Here is a 16,760-nt window from a genome sequence, read left to right as displayed (position 1 = left end):
TGCCGGAGGCAAAGAATGAAGCAGTACCTCGACCTGCTGCGACACGTGCTGGAGCAGGGCACCGAAAAGTCCGACCGCACCGGCACCGGCACGCGCAGCGTGTTCGGCTGGCAGATGCGCTTCGACCTCAACGAAGGCTTCCCGCTGGTCACGACGAAGAAGCTGCACCTGCGCTCGATCGTGCACGAACTGCTGTGGTTCCTGAAGGGCGAGACCAACATCGCCTACCTCAAGGACAACAAGGTCAGCATCTGGGATGAATGGGCCGATGCCGACGGCGAACTCGGGCCGGTCTACGGCAAGCAATGGCGTCGCTGGGCCACGGCCGACGGCGGCGAGATCGACCAGATCAGATGGGTCGTCGAGGAGATCAAGCGCAACCCGGACTCGCGCCGGCTGATCGTGTCGGCCTGGAACGTGGCCGACCTGCCGAAGATGGCGCTGATGCCCTGCCACACGATGTTCCAGTTCTACGTGGTGGAGGGAAAGCTCAGCTGCCAGCTCTACCAGCGCAGCGGCGACATCTTCCTGGGCGTGCCGTTCAACATCGCCAGCTATGCGCTGCTGACCCACATGGTGGCGCAGGCCTGCGGATTGGGGGTGGGCGACTTCGTGCACACGCTGGGCGACGCGCACCTGTATTCCAACCACTACGAGCAGGCGCGTGAACAGCTGTCGCGCGAACCCCGCGCGCTGCCGAAGCTGCACCTGAGTCCCGACGTCACGGATCTGTTCGCCTTCACCTACGACGACATCGAGATCCATGGCTATGATCCTCATCCCGCGATCAAGGCGCCGGTGGCGGTCTAGGTGCCGATGCGTATTTCCCTGATCGCCGCCCTTGACCGCAACCGCGCCATCGGCCGTGACAACGACCTGCCGTGGCGCCTGCCGGATGACCTGAAGCGCTTCAAGGCGCTGACGCTGGGCAAGCCGGTAGTGATGGGGCGCAGGACGGCCGAGTCGTTGGGGCGGGCGTTGCCCGGCCGGCTCAATCTCGTGATGACGCGCAGCGGCCACGTGCCGTTCGACGGCATGCAGCCGGTGGCCTCGGTCGACGAGGCGGTCCGGATCGCCATGGAGCGGGGAAGCGACGAACTGTGCGTGATCGGCGGTGGCGAGATCTATGCGTTGACGCTGTCCCGCGCCGACGTGCTGCGTCTGACCGAGGTCGATACCGTCGTCGAGGACGCGCACGCCTTCTTCCCCGCGTTCGATACCGCGCAATGGTGCGAGATCGCGCGCGAATCGCATCCGGTGGATGCGAAGCATGCGTTGGCTTTTGACTTCGTCGAGTATCGGCGTAGCTGAAAGCAGCGATACGTCATCAGCCCAGGCCTGTCATTCCGGCGTTCGCCGTATGACGGGCGGGGTTCGTGCCCGCTGTCTTCCCGAGGGTTTGCTGTGAACGGACGGCCTGCAGAATCTAGCGGGCCCGGCGCTACGGAAGCGCGCCCGGCGTGCGCGCCTCCGGTTGCCGGTAATGTCCGATGATGGCGTGGCGGAACAGGATGTCGTCTTCCTGGGTACCGGCGCTGATGTTGTGCAGGATCAGCGGCGTCCCCTCCTGGCTGCGGCGGTCCGACACGATGCCGACATGCAGCAGGCCGCTGCCGGTGAGTTTCCATGCCACGATGTCGCCCGGCGAGAAATCGTCCGCCGAAACGCCTGTGGCCTGCTGCCATCCCTGCCGTTCGAACCAGCGCATCTGGTTGAGGACGCGGCGATGGTCGATGTTGCGGTCGGGTCGGCTCAGGCCCCACTGGCGCGGGTACAGGGCGAAGTGCGCGCGCATGTCCTCGTGGATCGCCTGCTGAAGATCCAGCCCTTGCGTACGCAGCGCGCGGATCACCACGTCCGTGCAGACGCCCCGATCGGCCGGCACGTCGCCGCCGGGATAGGACAGGCTGAAGTAGGCCGGGTCGTAGACGCGGACCACGCCGATCTGCGCGCGTGCCGCCGAGACCAGCGACGGAGAAAGGAGGGGCGGCGCGTCCGGCACCGTCGCCGGCGGCGCCGCGGGTTCGAAGGCGACGGGCGTTTCGTTGCGACATGCCGCGAGCGTCAGCAGCATCAGGCACAGCGATGCGCACCGTGCCAGCCGCATGTTCAGTCCTTCGGCAACTCGCCCTTCGGCGGTGGCGGCACGTCGCGGCCGGCGACCTGCACCAGCCGGATGTCGTCCGTATCCAACTGCAGCGCAGTGAGCTTGCCGCCCCACACGGCACCGGTATCGATGGCATGCACGCCGTGGCCGATCATCAGGCCGAGCGTGGACCAGTGGCCGCACACGATCTTCAGGTCGCGCTCGGCGCGACCGGGGACTTCATACCAGGGGTAGAGGCCCTGGGCCTGCCTGCCCGGCGCACCCTTCTCCTCGATCGCCATGCGGCCGCGCGGCGTGCAGTAGCGCATGCGCGTCAGCACGTTGATGATGGCGCGCGCACGGTCGTAGCCGGACAGGTGCGGTGCCCAGTTCGGCTTGTCGCCGTACATGTTGCGGAACAGCTTGCGGTAGGCATTGCCGTGCAGCTGCTGCTCGACTTCGCGCGCATGTTTCTCGGCGAGCGTGGTGGTCCATTTCGGAGCGAGACCGGCATGCACCATCATCCACCCGAGTTCGCGGTCCGCATGCACCAGCTTCTGCAGGCGCAGCCAGTCCAGCAGCGCGCGTGCATCGTCAGCCAGCACTACACGCTGGAGGTCGGGATTGACCTTGCGCTGCTCGTCCGGTGAGCGCTCGCCGATGGCAAGCAGGGACAGGTCGTGGTTGCCCAGGACCACGGTGCTGTGCTCGCGCAGCGAATGCACCAGGCGCAACGTTTCCAGTGATTGGCCGCCGCGGTTGACCAGGTCGCCGCAGAACCACAGGCGGTCCTGCGCCGGATCGAAGCGGATCTTCTCGAGCAGTCGCTGCGTGGCGTCGTAGCAGCCCTGGAGGTCGCCGATGGCCCAGACACTCATTGTGCCGTGGCCTCAGTGCAGGGTCCGTGGAACGGACAGGGTAAACGGGGCGATGGGGGCGTCGAACCGGGTGCCGTCGTCGGCCAGCATGTCGTAGCTTCCCTGCATGGTGCCCAGTGCCGTTTCCAGGATGGCGCCGGAGGTATAGCGGAAATCTTCGCCGGGCCTCAGCCAGGGCTGCTCGCCGACGACGCCTTCGCCTTCCACTTCCTCCACCTTGCCGTTGGCATCGGTGATGACCCAGTGCCGACGCAGCAGCTGCGCAGGCACGCGCCCACGATTGTGGATGCGGATGGTGTACGCGAACACGTAGCGCCCGTCCTCGGGCGCGGACTGGTCGTCCAGGAAGCGCGTGGCCACGTCCACATCGATGGCATAGTCGGGGGAATTCATCCCCGCAGTGTATTCAAACGCAGGTGAAAGCGGAAACTACCCGCCTCCATCTCAGGCAGTGGCCACCTGATTGGCCAGCCGGATGAAATCTTCCACCGCGATCTGCTCGGCGCGCGCATCCGGGCGCACGCCGGCGGCTTCGATCGACTCGCTGCTGCACACCTCGGACAGCGCATTGCGCAATGTCTTGCGGCGCTGCCCGAAGGCGGCGCGCACGACATGCTCGAAGCGCTTCGGGTCGTGGATGCCGATGGTGGCCGGATCGCGCGGGACCAGGCGTGCGACGGCGGAATCCACCTTGGGCGGTGGACGGAAGGCGCCCGGGGGCACCACGAACAGGGCATCCACCTGGCAGTAGGCCTGGAGCATCACGCTGAGCCGGCCGTAGACCTTGCTGCCCGGCTCGGCAGCCATGCGGTCGACGACTTCCTTCTGCAGCATGAAGACCATGTCGGTGATTGCCGAGGCATGTTCGATGGCGTGGAACAGGATCGGCGAGGACAGGTTGTAGGGAAGGTTGCCTACCAAGCGCAGCTTGTCTTCGCCCGCGAGCTTGCCGAAGTCCACCGACAGCACGTCCTTGTGGATGATGGTCAATCGCCCGATGCCTTCCGATGCTTCCATCAGCGGTGTGATCAGATCGCGGTCGAACTCGATGGCGGTCAGCTCGCCATGCTTCTTCAGAAGCGGGAACGTGATCGCGCCCTGGCCCGGGCCGATCTCGACCAGGCGGTCGCCGGGCTGCGGATTCACCGCCCTCACGATCTTGTCGATGTAGCTGCGATCGGTCAGGAAATGCTGGCCGAGGGACTTCTTGGGGGGAGCCTTGAAATGCGACATGGACGGATTATGCGGGAACGCTCGCGTACTGCGTGGCGTCAAGTGCGGCCCATGATGCGTTGGGAGGCCATCCGTGCGCAGGTGGCGACGGCCGCGAACAGGCTGGACGGATCCGCGATGCCTTTGCCGGCCAGGTCCAGTGCCGTGCCGTGGTCGACCGCCACGCGCGGGTAGGGGAGCCCCAGGGTCAGGTTCACCGCCTGCTCGAACCCGCTGTACTTGAGCACGGGCAGGCCTTGGTCGTGGTACATCGCCACCACGGAATCAAAGCCGCACAGCTTCTGGGGCAGGAAGGCGGTGTCGGCGGGCAGCGGGCCTTCCAGGCGCATGCCTTCCGCACGCAGGACGGTGAGCACCGGCCCGATCACCTCGATTTCCTCGCGCCCGAGGTGCCCGGCCTCACCCGCATGCGGATTCAGTCCCAGGACGGCGATGACCGGATCTTCGATGCCGAAGTCCCGCCGCAAGGACGCGTGCGTGATGCGCAGGATCTCTTCCAGCAACGCGGGCGTGATCGCTTCCGCGACATCCCGCAACGGCAGGTGGGTGGTCGCCAGTGCGACGCGGACGATGTCGTTGGCGAGCATCATCACGACCTTGCGGCCGGCGTGTTCTGCGAGCAGTTCAGTGGTGCCGCTGTACGCGATTCCGCCGGCGTTGATGGCGGCCTTGTGCACGGGGCCCGTCACCAAGCCATCCAGGGATGCCTGCAGGCACGCATCGGCGGCCTGCGTCAGTGCATCGATGACGGCGCGCGCATTGCGGGGATCGGTAACGCCAAAGGTGTTGGGCGCCGCATTGGGCACCGCCCGCAAGCGCAGGTCACCCGGTTCGACGGCTACGACGGCCTCGTCGAGCAGGCGAAGCGGCAGACCGAGTGCGTCGGCCGCGGCGCGCAGTGTGCTGGGATCCCCGAACGCAAGCAGGGTACAGTCGCTGCGCGGGTGCTGCGCGAGCCGTACGCAGAGTTCGGGGCCAATGCCGCCCGGCTCGCCCGGTACCAGCGCCAGCCGCGGAATCACCTCAGCCGCCCGGCGTGGTCTCGGCGCGGTCACCGCTGCGGAAGCTGACGTAGGCTTCGCCGCGCAACTCCTGCAGGTAGCGGTTGTACTCGTCCTCGGCCTTGCGGCGGCCGATGGTGTCGCGGAGCTGCGCGCGGCGGTTCTGGTCGGTCACGTCGGTCTGGCGGCTGCCCACGCGTTGCACGATGTGCCAGCCGGCATCGGTACGGAACGGTGCGCCTACCTGGCCATCCTGCAGCGCGGTCACCTGCTGGCCGAAGGCCGGACCGAAGGCGTCGGCGGGGAACCAGCCGAGGTCGCCACCGTCATCGCGGCTGTTGGCGTCCTCGGTGGACTCCTTTGCCAGGGCAACGAAGTCGGCACCCCCGGCGATGCGGGCGCGCAGCGTGTCGATCTTGGCCTTGGCGGCGGCGGCGTCCTGGGTTTCGGTGATCCGCACCAGGATGTGCCGGGCGTTGTACTCGGTCACGCTGCGCTTCTCGGCCTGCGTGGCATCCCGGACTTCCACCAGCTTCAGCAGCTGGAATCCGCTAGGGCCGCGCAACGGGCCGACCGACTGGCCCGGCGACATGCCCTTGAGCATCTCCACGAAGGCGGTGGGGATTTCGTCCAGGCTGCGCCAGCCGAGGTCGCCGCCTTCCAGTGCATTCGGGCTGTCGGAATAGCGGACGGCAGCGGCGGAAAAGTCCAGTTCGCCCTTATCGATCAACGCCTTGATGCCATCGATCTTGCCTTGGCCGGCGGTGATCTGCTCGGCGGTCGCACCGTCCGGCAGGCTGACGAGGATGTGCGCCAGGTGGTACTGCGCGCCGCTGTTGGCCTGCATGGCCAGGGCAGCGTCCACCTCGGCCTCGCTGACCTGCACGCGGCTCTGCGCGAAGCTCTGCTTGAGGCGCTGGATGGTGATTTCATCACGCATCGAGTTGCGGAATTCGGCGAACGACATGCCATCGGCTTCAAGCCGCTGGCGCAGGCCGTCGGGCGTGGTCCCGTTCTGCTGGGCCACGGCGTTGACGGCGTTGTTGAGGTCGGCATCGCTGACACGGACACCCGTCTCCGCGGCTCGTGCCACCTGGAGCTTCACCAGCACCAGGCGCTCCAGCACCTGGCGCTCCAGCACCGCGCGCGGGGGCAACTGGCCGGGCTGGTTGGCGTACTGGGCGAGGACGTTGCTCACGGCGCGTTCCAGCTCGCTCTGCAGGACGACGTCTTCGTTGACGACGGCGGCGATCCGGTCCAGCGGCTGCAGTGTCTGCGCTGCCACGGGCGTCGAGGCTGCCGACAGGGCCAGCAGGCCGGCGATCAGGAGGTGGGAAAGAGGCTTGTTCATGGCATCGGATCCGGATCGTAAGTGTTGTCGTCCGGACGCGGCGCGATATTGCTCGGCGGGACGAGATAGAGGTCGTCTCGGTAATAACCGAGGATAGCACGGCGCAGCGTGCGGTCCGTGTTCTGGCCCGCCGAGCCCAGGCCCTTCAGGACGAACTCGACCTGGAAGCCGGTGTTCATGTCGCCCTCGCGATTCCGTACGTAGCGACGCACCAGCGCACGCACGGCAAGGCAGCAGCTGTCCCACTGCACGCCTGCCACGCCTTCCAGCAGACCAGGCTCCTGGTCGGTGGCGGCATCACGGTAGAACGAGTGGTAGTAGCGGCCCACCACGCTCCATGCCGGGGTCACCGGATAGAGGAACGAGAAGTCGGCCTGTTCCAGCAGGTCGCGGCGGCGGCGGTAAGTGATGTTGACCACGCCATCGTCCGGCAGCAGGTAGCGCGCGCGGACGCTGGCCAGGTCCTCGCGGCGGAACTTCGGGTCCCACTGGTACGAGGCACCGATGGTCCAGCGATCGGTCGGGGCGTAGTTGGCGTCCACCACCCAGGCCGACTTGCCCTGTTCCAGCGGCGTTTCTGCGGATGAATAGGTGACCAGGCTGTCTTCGAAGTAGCGGATCTGGCCGATGCTGGCCGACAGCCGTTCGAAGCCGTCCTTCTGCCGCAGCAGGCGCGTGGTCAGGGCCAGCGTCAGCTGGTTGGCATCGGCCTGGCGGTCGGGGCCCGTGTAGCGGTTGTCGCGGAACAACTGGCCGTAGCTGAAGTTGAACGGACGGGTATCGAAGATCGGCAGTCCTTCCTGCTCGCGGTACGGTGCGTTGAGGTAGAACAGGCGAGGTTCCAGTGTATGCAGGAAGCGGTCGCCCTTGATCTCGGTCTCGCGGTCGAAATAGACACCCGCATCCAGCGAGCCGATCGGCAGGCTGCGGCTGGGCGATCGGTCGTAGAATTCCGCCATCATCATGGGCGTCACCTGCGCAGCGGGCACTCCGTACGCCTCGACGGCGCGATTGGTGGCGATCTGCTGCGCCAGATCGGCGTCGAGGCGATATTCGGTATGGCGGTACGCCAGCGTTGGCGTGATGTACCAGGCGGCGCCTTGCAGGGGGAACGAGATGGTTGGCTTGATGTCGAGGCGGCTGCCGCCGGGCTTCTCGTCGTGCTGGAACTTCACCGCTTCCGCGTGCCCACCCACGCTGATCCAGCGGCTCAGGGGCTGGCTCCAGTTGAGGTAGACGCGCGGCAGCCTGTTGTAGGGCAGCGAGGCTTCGCTGCTCAGGTAATCGGAGAGCTGCCAGTGGTCGGCCATCACGCCGGCGCTCCAGAACTCTCCGGCGCCGTAGACGCCGGCCGTACTGGTTACCGACGAATATGCCTGACCATACAGTGAACTGCCGAAATCCTCTTGATAGCGCGCGTCGCTCAGCCAGATCAGGCTGGCGCGTGCCTGCCAGTTCGTGTTGAAGCGGTGGTTACCTGCGAACGAGAAGAAGCCGCGGCCGTCGTCCGGATCCGGATTGTTCGGATTGAGCGGGTCATAGTCCGCCTCGTTCATCCGGTCCCGGATCAGGTCGTCCTTGTTCATCCAGGAGCCCTGGATCTCGCCGCGGCCCTTCTCGTACAGATAGCGGAATTCCGCGCCCAGCTGGAACCCGCGCTCGCTCATGTAGCGCGGTTCCAGGGTGGCGTCGTAGTTCGGTGCCAGGTTCAGGTAGATCGGCTGCTGGTAGTCGAAGCCGTTGCGGCCGGACAGCCCGACCGCCGGGTACAGCAGGCCCGTGTGGCGCTGGTCGTCGATCGGGAACTTCAGGTAGGGCACGTACAGCACCGGTAGCTTGCCGAGCCGGATCGTCGCGCCGCGCGCCACGCCCCAGCCGTCATCGGTGTTGATGTCGATCCGACGCGAGCGCAGCTCCCAGCGGCGGTCCTCGGGATCGCAGGTGGAGTAGGTGGAATGCAGCAGGCTGCCTTCCGGCCCCTTCATGTCGATACGGTCGGCGCCGCCGTTGCCACGCCGGGAGACCAGCTGGTAGCGGACGTTGTCGATCTGGTGGGCGTCGGCCCCCTGGTCGCCACGGGCGCTGTCGGCGATCAGGCGGATGCCGGCATCCTGGTAACGGATGTGGCCGTCAGCGACGTAGGTGTCCTGCTCCTGGTCGTACTTGAGGTTGTCTGCGCCCAGGAACTGGTCGCCGCGGGTGAGGACGACCTCGCCGCTGTACTGGGGATTGGCCTCGGTGCCGGAGAGCTGGTCGCCCTCGATCGAGGTCGGTTGCTCGGCGCGCTGCTCCCGCGACGCCTGGGCGCTGCCGGGCGCCGGTGGCTGTGGCGCGCCCCCGAATGTCGGAATCACATCCTGGATAGGACACAACGCCCAGCTTTCGGGCTTTTCGTCAGCCGCCAGCGCGGGCAGGCACAGGGCGATGCTGAAGGGCAACGGGAGCAGGCGAAGGGCAGGGCGCACGCGGTGCTGGGCTCGCTGTCGAACGAAAAACGGTCGTTAGCTTGCCCCATCCCATGCATGCGGGCAATGAAGGCCATCGGCCGATGTCGGGCAGGGTTCAGCGACAAGGCTTGCGGGCCTCAGCGCAACGCCTCCACGTGGACCACGGCGCACTCGCGCAGGGCGTCCAGGTCGTAGCCACCCTCGAGCATCGAGACGATCCGTCCTCCCGCATGGCGCTGTGCCAGGGTGCGCAACTGCCGGGTCAGCCACCCGAAGTCTTCGGTCTCCAGCATCAGGTCTGCCAGCGGATCGCGCATGTGCGCGTCGAAACCGGCCGAGACCAGCAGCAACTGGGGCTTGAAGTCGTCCAGCGCAGGCAGCAGTTCGTCCGCCCAGGTGTTCTGGAAGCGGAAACCGCCGCTGCCCGGCGGCAGCAGGGCGTTGAACACGTTGCCCACCCCGCGCTCGTAGGGCGCGCCGCTGTGCGGGTAGATGCCCGATTCGTGGCTGCTGAAGTAGGCCACCCGCGGGTCGTCGTAGAAGATCGCCTGGGTGCCGTTGCCGTGGTGCACATCGAAGTCGATGACTGCCACGCGCTCCAGCCCGTGTTTGTCGCAGGCATACGCGGCCGCCACGGCGACGTTGTTGAACAGGCAGAAGCCCATGGCGGCACTGCTGGTCGCATGGTGGCCGGGGGGCCTCACCGCGCAGAAGGCGGTCAGGTCTTCGCCATTCATCACGGCGTCCACCGCCGCCACGCCGGCACCGGCGGCACGCAGGGCGGCGGCACGGGAGGCCGGGCACATCACCGTGTCCGGATCGAGCATGCGGTAGCCGGACACATCCGCCTCCAGCACCTCGCGCACCAATGCCTCGTCGTGCACCCGGCGCAGGTCGCCCAGCTTCACCATCGGCGCCTCGCGCCAGTCGGCGTCGCCGTGGTGCAGCCGCAGCGCCTCGAGTACCACTTCCAGCCGCGCCGGCCGCTCCGGATGGTCGGGGCCGGGATCGTGCAGCAGGCAGGCGGGGTGGGTGAAGATGATCAAGGTGCCGGCGTTGCCCTCGACGGGGCGGGATCCGCCTCTCCGCTATGGAAGTCCGGCGCCATTCTAAGCGCGGCGCCAGGTGTGCCGGCACTCGACCTTGGGGGAAGACGCCCGCTCAGGAATGGCGTCGTTCGTGCTTCCACAACACTTCGCCCTGGCCGTCGGCACGCGCGAGCACGCGCGCCAGCACGAACAGCAGGTCCGAAAGCCGGTTGAGGTAGCGGATCGCTTCCGGCCGCACCGCGTCGTGGCGGGCCAGGGTGACGGTCTCGCGTTCGGCGCGGCGCACGATGGTGCGGGCCAGGTGGCAGCGTGAAGCCGCCTCGCCGCCGGCCGGCAGGATGAAGTCTTTCAGCGGCGGCAAGTCGTCGTTGTACTGGTCCAGCTGCCGTTCCAGCGCATCCACGTCGTCGCCGGTGATCGCGGCATGGCCGGGGATGCACAGTTCGCCGCCCAGGTCGAACAACTGGTGCTGCACCGTGGTCAGCAGGGCGCGGATATCGTCCGGCACGCCGGGTACCGCCAGCAGCACGCCGAGCGCCGAGTTGGCTTCGTCCACCGTGCCGTAGGCGGTGACGCGCGCGGAGTCCTTGCCTACGCGCGTGCCGTCGCCGAGGCCGGTGCTGCCGTCGTCACCGGTGCGGGTATAGATCTTCGAGAGCCGGTTGCCCATCGCGAAGCCGGGTCGGTCAGTCGGCGGTACGGCCGTGCGGCCGGGCCAGGCGGACGACCTGCTCGACTATCACGTGCACGATGACGGCCAGGCCCACGTAAATCGCGGCCACGCGCAGGTACGGCAGGTACCAGTCGCTGAAGTTCTTCCACCAGCCGGCCAGCGTCGGTTCGCTGACGACCGGGCTCAGCCAGTAGAAGCTGCCCTGGCTCAGCAGGTGGCAGACGGTGACCGAGGCCAGCAGGCTGCCCGCCAGCAGCGCCAGCGTGCGGCCATGGCTCTCTGTCTGGTAGCGGCGCAGCAGCGTGCCGCCCAGCCAGAGCGCGCCGTAGGCCGGCAGCAGGAACCAGTACGCCGGCGACACGCAGTAGTGCGTCCAGAAGTTGATGCCCTGGCCGCTGATGACGATGTAGTCCACCACGACTGCTGCCGCCATGAACAACGGGAACGCCCAGCGCGACCAGGTGCGCAGGTAGTAGCCGCCGATGAAGAAGGCGGCCCAGCTGGCGTCGGGCAACGGGCCAATGTGGCCGAACGTGGTGGGCAGGTGCAGGCGGGTGAGGACCAGCAGGGCGGCGACCAGCATCAGCACGAGGGCGCGTTGGAAAGTGGTGTTCATCGGCAGGGTTCCGGAGACTCAGCCCCGCATTCTACCGGAGCCTGCGTCCGGCAGGCCGCAGGACGGGGCCTGGAGACCGGGGCGGTATCATGGCCGCATGACAGAACGGCATGACGTGGTGATCGTGGGCGGCGGGCTGGTCGGTGCAAGCCTGGCCATCGCCCTGGACCGGCAGGGACTGGACGTGGGTCTGGTCGAGGCGACGCCTGCGGGCCAGATGCCGGCGGTGTTTGATCAGCGCAACCTGAGCTTCGCTGCGGCCACCGTCAATGCGCTGACCGTGCTCGGCGTGATGCAACAACTGCGTGCGCCGACCGGCCCGATCCGCCGCATCCACATCAGCCGGCAGGGCGATTTCGGTCGCGTGCGACTCGATGCCGGGGACTATGGCCGCGAGGCTTTCGGGCAGGTGGTCGTGGCGCGCGATTTCGGCGAGGCGCTGGAAGCGCGGCTCGACCAACTGGCGCGGCTGACGCGGTATCGGCCGGCACGCTTTGTCGGGTTCGCGCCGGGCGACGCGGGAAGTCGCGTCCTGCGCATCGCCGATGCGGGCGGCGAGCGCGAGCTGCGCGCGCGGCTGGTGGTGGCCGCCGATGGCACGCGTAGCACCGTGCGCGATGCGCTCGGCATCGAGGTGGATGAACACGACTACCTGCAGACCCTGTTCGTCGCCCGGGTGCGCGCCACGCGTGCGCCGGATGGCACGGCATACGAGCGTTTCGGTGATGCCGGCCCCACGGCATTGCTGCCACGCGGTGATCGCCACTGGGGCGTGGTGCACGGCGTGGCGCGCGCGGAAGCGGACGAGGTCGCGGCGCTGGGCGAGGCTGCGTGGCTTGCGCGCCTGCAGCGCGAGGCGGGCTGGCGCATCGGCAGGCTGGTCGGCAGCGGGGAGCGCAGCGGTTACCCCATCGTGCGTGTCGTCGCGCAACGGATTGTCGCCGAGCGGGCTGTGGTGCTGGGCAACGCCGCGCAGACGATCCATCCGATCGGCGCGCAGGGCTTCAATCTGGGCCTGCGGGACGCACTGACGCTGGCCGAGGAGATCGCACGCAGCGACGATCCTGGCGATGCGGGCAGCCTCGCGGCCTATGCGACGCGCCGGCACGAAGACCGCGAACGCACGCTGGCGTTCTCCGACGGGCTGGCGCGGCTGACCGCCAACCCGTCGCCGCTGCTGAAGCCCCTGCGCAGCCTGGGCCTCGTGGCGGTGGATGCGCATGCGTCGCTGCAGTCGTTCCTGGTGGGGGGCGCCATGGGATTCCGCGGGGATGTGCCGGCGTTGTGCCGCGGAGAGAGCGCATGAAGCGTCGCGGACAGATCGATGTCGCCATCGTCGGCGGCGGCGTGGTGGGTGCCGCGTGCGCCCTGGCGCTGGCGCGCGAGGGATTGCAGGTGACGCTGGTCGAGGGCCGCGAGCCTCCACGCTGGTCGCAGGACCAGCCGGACCTGCGCGTGTACGCGTTTGCGCCCGACAATGCGGCACTGCTGGAGGAGGCCGGCGCATGGCGCGCGGTGCGCGATGCGCGCGCGCAGCCCTATCGGCGCATGCGGGTGTGGGATGCCGCCGGTGGCGGTGAACTCCAGTTCGATGCCGATGCCCTGGGACGGTCGCAGTTGGGCTGGATTGTCGAGAACGCATTGCTGGTGGACCGGCTGTGGGCGGCCCTGCCGGCGGCGGGCGTGCAGGTGTGCTGTCCTGCCCGCGTGGAAGCCATGGAGCAGGACGAGGCGGGCGTGACGTTGCGGCTGGACGATGGTGCGCGCGTCGACGCCAGGCTTGCGGTCGCCGCCGATGGCGCCGACTCCACGCTGCGCCGGCTCGCTGGCCTGGACGTCACCTCGCACGATTACGCGCAGCGCGGCGTCGTGGCCTTCGTGCGGACGCAGCGGCCGCATGAGGACACGGCGTGGCAACGATTCCTGACGACCGGTCCCCTGGCTTTCCTGCCCTTCACCGACAGCCGCAGCTCGATCGTCTGGACGCTCCCCGACGCCGAGGCCGTGCGCGTGCTGGCGCTCGACGATGCGGCGTTCGGCCATGAACTCGCGCTGGCGATGGGCGGGCAACTCGGCGAGGTGGAGGTGGCATCGGCGCGGGCGGCTTTCCCGCTGCGGCGGCAACTGGCGAAGGACTATGTCGCAGGTCGCGTGATCGTGGCCGGCGACGCGGCGCACGTGGTGCATCCCCTGGCCGGGCAGGGCGTCAACCTGGGCCTGCGCGACGTTGCGGCCTTGCGCGAAGGTATCCGTGACGCGTTGGCCCGGCATGTGGACTGGTCGGCGCCCCACCGGCTGGAACGATGGGCGCGGCAGCGACGCAGCGAGAACGCCACTGCCGCCCATGCCTTCGACGGCATCAACAAGATGTTCTCGAACGATGAGATGCACCTGACCCTGGTGCGCGGACCCTTGCTGGGCCTCGCGGGCAGGGTGCCGCCGCTGGTGGATTTCCTCTGGCGGCACGCGGCGGGACAGCGCGTGCGCTGACGACGGGCATGCAGCGCATGCGGTAGCCTCGCCGTTCCCGGCCGGAGTATCCGCGATGAATCCTGCGCATCCCCCCCATGACCCTTCACGCCGCCGTGTGCTGGGCGGGCTTGGCGCCGCCGGCCTGGTCGGCATGTTGCCTGCCGCGCGTGCGAAGGATCGACGCCCGCTCGGCGTCGCCCTGGTCGGCCTCGGCTACTACAGCCGCGACCTGCTCGCACCTGCGCTGCAGATGACGAAGCACTGCCGGTTGGCCGGCATCGTCACCGGTACGCCGGCCAAGGCCGAAGAATGGCAGCGTCGTCACCGCATTCCCGACCGCAACGTCTACGACTACGCGGGCTTCGACCGCATCGCCGACAACCCCGACATCGATGTCGTGTACATCGTCCTGCCGAACCACCTGCACAAGCCGTTCACCCTGCGCGCGGCGGCCGCGGGCAAGCACGTGTGGTGCGAGAAGCCGATGGCCATGGATGCGGCGGAGGCGCGCGCGATGATCGAGGCCTGCCGGCAGCATCGCGTACAGCTGACGATCGGCTACCGCATGCAGCACGAACCCAACACGCAGGCGGTCATGGCATTGGCCCGGTCGCATCCGTTCGGGCGCCTGCAGCGGATCCGCGCGGAAGCCGGGTTCCGCGGATTCGATGGCGCGAGCGGCGACAACTGGCGCCTGGATCCCGTGCGTGGCGGCGGCGCGATGTACGACATGGGCGTGTACGCATTGAATGCCGCGCGCTATACCGCGGGTGCCGAGCCCATCGCGGTGACGGCGACGCCGCATGTGGAGCGCGCCGATATCTTCCGTGGCGTCGACGAGTCGATGCGCTTCCGGCTCGAATTCCCCGATGGCGCCGTGGCCGACTGCGCGACCAGCTTCGGCCGCAACATGAACCTGCTGCACGCCGACTGCGCGGACGGATGGTACGAACTGTCGCCGTTCCAGGCCTACGAAGGCGTTCGCGGCGAAGCCAGCGACGGGCGCCGGTTCGACGCGGTGATCGGCGCGACGCCCGCGCAGCAGGCGAGGCAGATGGACGCCGACGCGCTGGCCATCCTGCAGCGCACGCCGCCGCGCGTGCCGGGCGAGGAGGGCTTGCGGGACATGGTGGCGCTGGATGCGATCTTCGCCTCGGCACGCGCCGGGGGTACGCGCGTAGCGATTGCGGCGGCCTGAAATCCGTCAGCCGGGGATGAAGGGGAAGACGATCTTCAGCACGCCCTTCAATCCGCCCTCGGCGGTGCTGGCAACGGCCTTGGCGCCGAGGCTGTTGAGCGCATTGCGCGCATCCTGCCAGCGCAGTTTGGTGAGGTCCTTCTTCAGCAGGTCGGCGACCTCTTCCGTCGCGGGCATCAGCTTCTTCAGCTCGGCCGTCACGGCAGCGGGGTCGGGTTGCAGGTAGCCCCAGCGTTCGGCAATGGCCAGCAGCGTATCGAAGCGCACCGCCACCACGTCGCGATTGCGCTCGTACACGGGCAGCGCACCCACCTCGAGGATGGCCTGTTCGAACTGCTGATGGTCGTCGGGATGCTCGATGCGGATGGCGAGGAAGCCTTCCTTGCGGCTGCGTTCGCTGACATGCTTCGCACCCGATTTCAGGTTGGTCTCGGTCAATGCCGTCGCGACGATGCGTTGCAGGGCGGCATCGCGCTCCTCGGGCACCAGCGCCCGCCAGCGTGCGTAACCATCGCGGCGCAGCGCCTTGATCTTGGCCGGCGTGACCCGCAGCTTGCCGGCGACGGTGAAATTGGATTCGTCGCGGCCGATGGTGCCGTCGCGTTCCAGCAGCACGAAGATCAGCAGTTCAAGATCGCGCTTGGTCAGCGACTGGAAGCCCTGCAGCAGGGTCAGGCGCAGGAACTCGTTGCCGAAACCGGCGGGGTCCTTGAGTTCGATCGGCAGCATCGCGGGTCTCCTTGTCAGGGAGGCATCTTGCCACGCCGGCATGTCAGCGCCTGAGACGTCCGCGGCACGCCGTCACAGGCCGGTCTCGCGCCCCGGATAGTCCGCGCGGAAGGCTTCGATGGCACCCCGGTCCTGCAGGGTGACGAAGACGGTGCGTCCGTCCGGTCCGCCGAAGGCGACGTTGGTGGGTTTCCGGCCTTTCAGCCTCACCTCGCGCAGCACCTTGCCCTGCGGCGACACCACTGCCACCGTGCCGGCACCGTAGCGCGCGATGTAGAGATTGCCCCTCGCATCGGTACGCATGCCATCCAGCCCGTGGTCGGGGAAGGCGACCAGCAGGCGCTTGCCGGATATCCCGCCGCTGCCATCCAGGTCGTATGCCCACACGCGTCGTTGCACGCTTTCGTTGACATACAGGACATCTCCCTTCGGGCCGACTTCCACCCCGTTGGTGGTGCCCATGCCGGTTTCCAGCACGGTCGCCGCACCGTAGGGCAGCACGCGCCAGAGCTGGCCCGTGCCCGTGCTCCAGTCCGGATCGCTGGCGTAGAACATCCCGTTGGGCGCGAACGCGATGTCGTTGGGCTGGTGCGCGCCGGGCAAGGTAGCGAACACGCCGATCGTGCGGTCGCGGGGATCGATGCGCAGGATCCGGTGGCCGGTGTAGTCGGCCACGTACATGAAGCCGTCTGCATCGAAGCGGATGCCGTTGCCGGTGCTGCCCTCCGGCAGCGTCACGTACAGGGCCGCGTCGCCGCCGCCGTCGGCATCGAACGTCACCCTGCCGATGGTGCCATCGCGCCCGAAACCCACCGCATACAGCGCGCCGTCGGGACCGAAGGCCGGGCCTTCGACCCCCGTGCTGAAAACACCATCACCCACGACGTCGCGTGCAACGTACAGGGATTCCGGCGTCGTCCGCGCGGTTTCTTCCGTGTGGGTGCAGCCCGCCAGCCCTGCGGCCAAGCCAAGTGCGAGCAGCATCTTCATTCGGTGCAACGTCATCCGTGTCCCCTCGGGTGGCGTG

Annotated in this window: 17 protein-coding genes; 5 read left to right on the top strand and 12 right to left on the bottom strand. The window is 68.0% G+C overall.

Going from position 1 to position 16,760, the window contains the following annotated elements; all coding sequences use genetic code 11:
• Positions 1-15 precede the first annotated feature (15 nt).
• Complete coding sequence (locus IB223_RS11820; RefSeq protein WP_192201932.1) at positions 16-810, top strand: thymidylate synthase; 795 nt, start codon at positions 16-18, stop codon at positions 808-810.
• A 6-nt stretch (positions 811-816) separates the two neighbouring features.
• Positions 817-1,311 carry a dihydrofolate reductase gene (locus IB223_RS11815; RefSeq protein WP_192201931.1) on the top strand — a complete coding sequence of 165 codons (495 nt, stop codon included), beginning with the start codon at positions 817-819 and terminating at the stop codon, positions 1,309-1,311.
• A gap of 130 nt (positions 1,312-1,441) precedes the next feature.
• Here the strand turns inward: IB223_RS11815 and IB223_RS11810 are convergent, their stop codons facing one another.
• From IB223_RS11810 to IB223_RS11765, 10 genes are all read right to left on the bottom strand, one after another.
• Positions 1,442-2,107, bottom strand: a complete 666-nt coding sequence (locus IB223_RS11810; protein ID WP_225591014.1) for a DUF1287 domain-containing protein — start codon at positions 2,105-2,107, stop codon at positions 1,442-1,444.
• Positions 2,108-2,109: 2 nt separating this feature from the next.
• A complete protein-coding gene (locus IB223_RS11805; RefSeq protein WP_192201930.1) occupies positions 2,110-2,964 on the bottom strand; it encodes a symmetrical bis(5'-nucleosyl)-tetraphosphatase in 855 nt (284 codons plus the stop codon).
• A 12-nt stretch (positions 2,965-2,976) separates the two neighbouring features.
• Positions 2,977-3,357: a Co2+/Mg2+ efflux protein ApaG gene (gene apaG, locus IB223_RS11800; protein WP_192201929.1), complete on the bottom strand. Its 381-nt coding sequence runs from the start codon at positions 3,355-3,357 to the stop codon at positions 2,977-2,979.
• A gap of 51 nt (positions 3,358-3,408) precedes the next feature.
• Positions 3,409-4,197: a 16S rRNA (adenine(1518)-N(6)/adenine(1519)-N(6))-dimethyltransferase RsmA gene (gene rsmA / locus IB223_RS11795; protein ID WP_192201928.1), complete on the bottom strand. Its 789-nt coding sequence runs from the start codon at positions 4,195-4,197 to the stop codon at positions 3,409-3,411.
• A gap of 38 nt (positions 4,198-4,235) precedes the next feature.
• Positions 4,236-5,219 carry a 4-hydroxythreonine-4-phosphate dehydrogenase PdxA gene (pdxA, locus tag IB223_RS11790; protein ID WP_192201927.1) on the bottom strand — a complete coding sequence of 328 codons (984 nt, stop codon included), beginning with the start codon at positions 5,217-5,219 and terminating at the stop codon, positions 4,236-4,238.
• A gap of 1 nt (position 5,220) precedes the next feature.
• Positions 5,221-6,549, bottom strand: coding sequence for a peptidylprolyl isomerase (locus IB223_RS11785; protein WP_192201926.1), 1,329 nt, complete (start codon positions 6,547-6,549; stop codon positions 5,221-5,223).
• Positions 6,546-9,014 carry an LPS assembly protein LptD gene (gene lptD / locus IB223_RS11780; protein WP_192201925.1) on the bottom strand — a complete coding sequence of 823 codons (2,469 nt, stop codon included), beginning with the start codon at positions 9,012-9,014 and terminating at the stop codon, positions 6,546-6,548. Before lptD ends, IB223_RS11785 begins: the two co-directional genes overlap by 4 nt.
• A 119-nt stretch (positions 9,015-9,133) precedes the next feature.
• Positions 9,134-10,042, bottom strand: coding sequence for a histone deacetylase family protein (locus IB223_RS11775; protein WP_192201924.1), 909 nt, complete (start codon positions 10,040-10,042; stop codon positions 9,134-9,136).
• Between the two features lie 115 nt (positions 10,043-10,157).
• On the bottom strand, positions 10,158-10,715 hold the full coding sequence (locus IB223_RS11770) for a cob(I)yrinic acid a,c-diamide adenosyltransferase (RefSeq protein WP_192201923.1): 558 nt from the start codon (positions 10,713-10,715) through the stop codon (positions 10,158-10,160).
• A gap of 16 nt (positions 10,716-10,731) precedes the next feature.
• Positions 10,732-11,334 carry a hypothetical protein gene (locus tag IB223_RS11765; RefSeq protein ID WP_192201922.1) on the bottom strand — a complete coding sequence of 201 codons (603 nt, stop codon included), beginning with the start codon at positions 11,332-11,334 and terminating at the stop codon, positions 10,732-10,734.
• Between the two features lie 97 nt (positions 11,335-11,431).
• On the opposite strand from IB223_RS11765, the gene ubiH reads away from it, so the two are divergent.
• From ubiH to IB223_RS11750, 3 genes are read left to right on the top strand one after another with little or no spacing between them, the layout of a single operon-like run.
• Positions 11,432-12,640: a 2-octaprenyl-6-methoxyphenyl hydroxylase gene (gene ubiH, locus IB223_RS11760; RefSeq protein ID WP_192201921.1), complete on the top strand. Its 1,209-nt coding sequence runs from the start codon at positions 11,432-11,434 to the stop codon at positions 12,638-12,640.
• Positions 12,637-13,824 carry a UbiH/UbiF family hydroxylase gene (locus IB223_RS11755; protein WP_192201920.1) on the top strand — a complete coding sequence of 396 codons (1,188 nt, stop codon included), beginning with the start codon at positions 12,637-12,639 and terminating at the stop codon, positions 13,822-13,824. The genes ubiH and IB223_RS11755 overlap by 4 nt, the downstream gene beginning before the upstream one ends.
• 55 nt (positions 13,825-13,879) lie before the next feature.
• A complete protein-coding gene (locus tag IB223_RS11750) occupies positions 13,880-15,004 on the top strand; it encodes a Gfo/Idh/MocA family oxidoreductase (RefSeq protein WP_192201919.1) in 1,125 nt (374 codons plus the stop codon).
• A 6-nt stretch (positions 15,005-15,010) separates the two neighbouring features.
• On the opposite strand, the gene IB223_RS11745 is transcribed toward IB223_RS11750, so the two are convergent.
• Together IB223_RS11745 and IB223_RS11740 are read right to left on the bottom strand one after the other, a co-directional pair.
• Positions 15,011-15,733, bottom strand: a complete 723-nt coding sequence (locus tag IB223_RS11745; RefSeq protein WP_142125827.1) for a hypothetical protein — start codon at positions 15,731-15,733, stop codon at positions 15,011-15,013.
• A gap of 72 nt (positions 15,734-15,805) precedes the next feature.
• The gene (locus IB223_RS11740; protein ID WP_192201918.1) at positions 15,806-16,738 is read right to left on the bottom strand and encodes an SMP-30/gluconolactonase/LRE family protein; all 933 of its coding nucleotides are present in this window, start codon (positions 16,736-16,738) and stop codon (positions 15,806-15,808) included.
• Positions 16,739-16,760 lie beyond the last annotated feature (22 nt).

This window comes from Pseudoxanthomonas sp. PXM03, assembly GCF_014852005.1.
In the GTDB taxonomy this organism is placed as follows: Bacteria; Pseudomonadota; Gammaproteobacteria; order Xanthomonadales; family Xanthomonadaceae; genus Pseudoxanthomonas_A.
The sequence above is the reverse complement of the archived record's forward strand: the minus strand, read 5'-3'. Positions and strand labels throughout refer to the sequence as shown.

Excerpts from the sequence above, each read along its gene's own strand:
- IB223_RS11755 (WP_192201920.1), top strand. The coding sequence starts at position 12,637 with ATGAAGCGTCGCGGACAGATCGATGTCGCCATCGTCGGCGGCGGCGTG.
- IB223_RS11805 (WP_192201930.1), bottom strand. The coding sequence starts at position 2,964 with ATGAGTGTCTGGGCCATCGGCGACCTCCAGGGCTGCTACGACGCCACG.
- IB223_RS11810 (WP_225591014.1), bottom strand. The coding sequence starts at position 2,107 with ATGCGGCTGGCACGGTGCGCATCGCTGTGCCTGATGCTGCTGACGCTC.
- IB223_RS11745 (WP_142125827.1), bottom strand. The coding sequence starts at position 15,733 with ATGCTGCCGATCGAACTCAAGGACCCCGCCGGTTTCGGCAACGAGTTC.
- ubiH (WP_192201921.1), top strand. The coding sequence starts at position 11,432 with ATGACAGAACGGCATGACGTGGTGATCGTGGGCGGCGGGCTGGTCGGT.
- IB223_RS11740 (WP_192201918.1), bottom strand. The coding sequence starts at position 16,738 with ATGACGTTGCACCGAATGAAGATGCTGCTCGCACTTGGCTTGGCCGCA.
- IB223_RS11820 (WP_192201932.1), top strand. The coding sequence starts at position 16 with ATGAAGCAGTACCTCGACCTGCTGCGACACGTGCTGGAGCAGGGCACC.
- IB223_RS11765 (WP_192201922.1), bottom strand. The coding sequence starts at position 11,334 with ATGAACACCACTTTCCAACGCGCCCTCGTGCTGATGCTGGTCGCCGCC.
- rsmA (WP_192201928.1), bottom strand. The coding sequence starts at position 4,197 with ATGTCGCATTTCAAGGCTCCCCCCAAGAAGTCCCTCGGCCAGCATTTC.
- apaG (WP_192201929.1), bottom strand. The coding sequence starts at position 3,357 with ATGAATTCCCCCGACTATGCCATCGATGTGGACGTGGCCACGCGCTTC.
- IB223_RS11770 (WP_192201923.1), bottom strand. The coding sequence starts at position 10,715 with ATGGGCAACCGGCTCTCGAAGATCTATACCCGCACCGGTGACGACGGC.
- IB223_RS11750 (WP_192201919.1), top strand. The coding sequence starts at position 13,880 with ATGAATCCTGCGCATCCCCCCCATGACCCTTCACGCCGCCGTGTGCTG.
- IB223_RS11785 (WP_192201926.1), bottom strand. The coding sequence starts at position 6,549 with ATGAACAAGCCTCTTTCCCACCTCCTGATCGCCGGCCTGCTGGCCCTG.
- IB223_RS11815 (WP_192201931.1), top strand. The coding sequence starts at position 817 with ATGCGTATTTCCCTGATCGCCGCCCTTGACCGCAACCGCGCCATCGGC.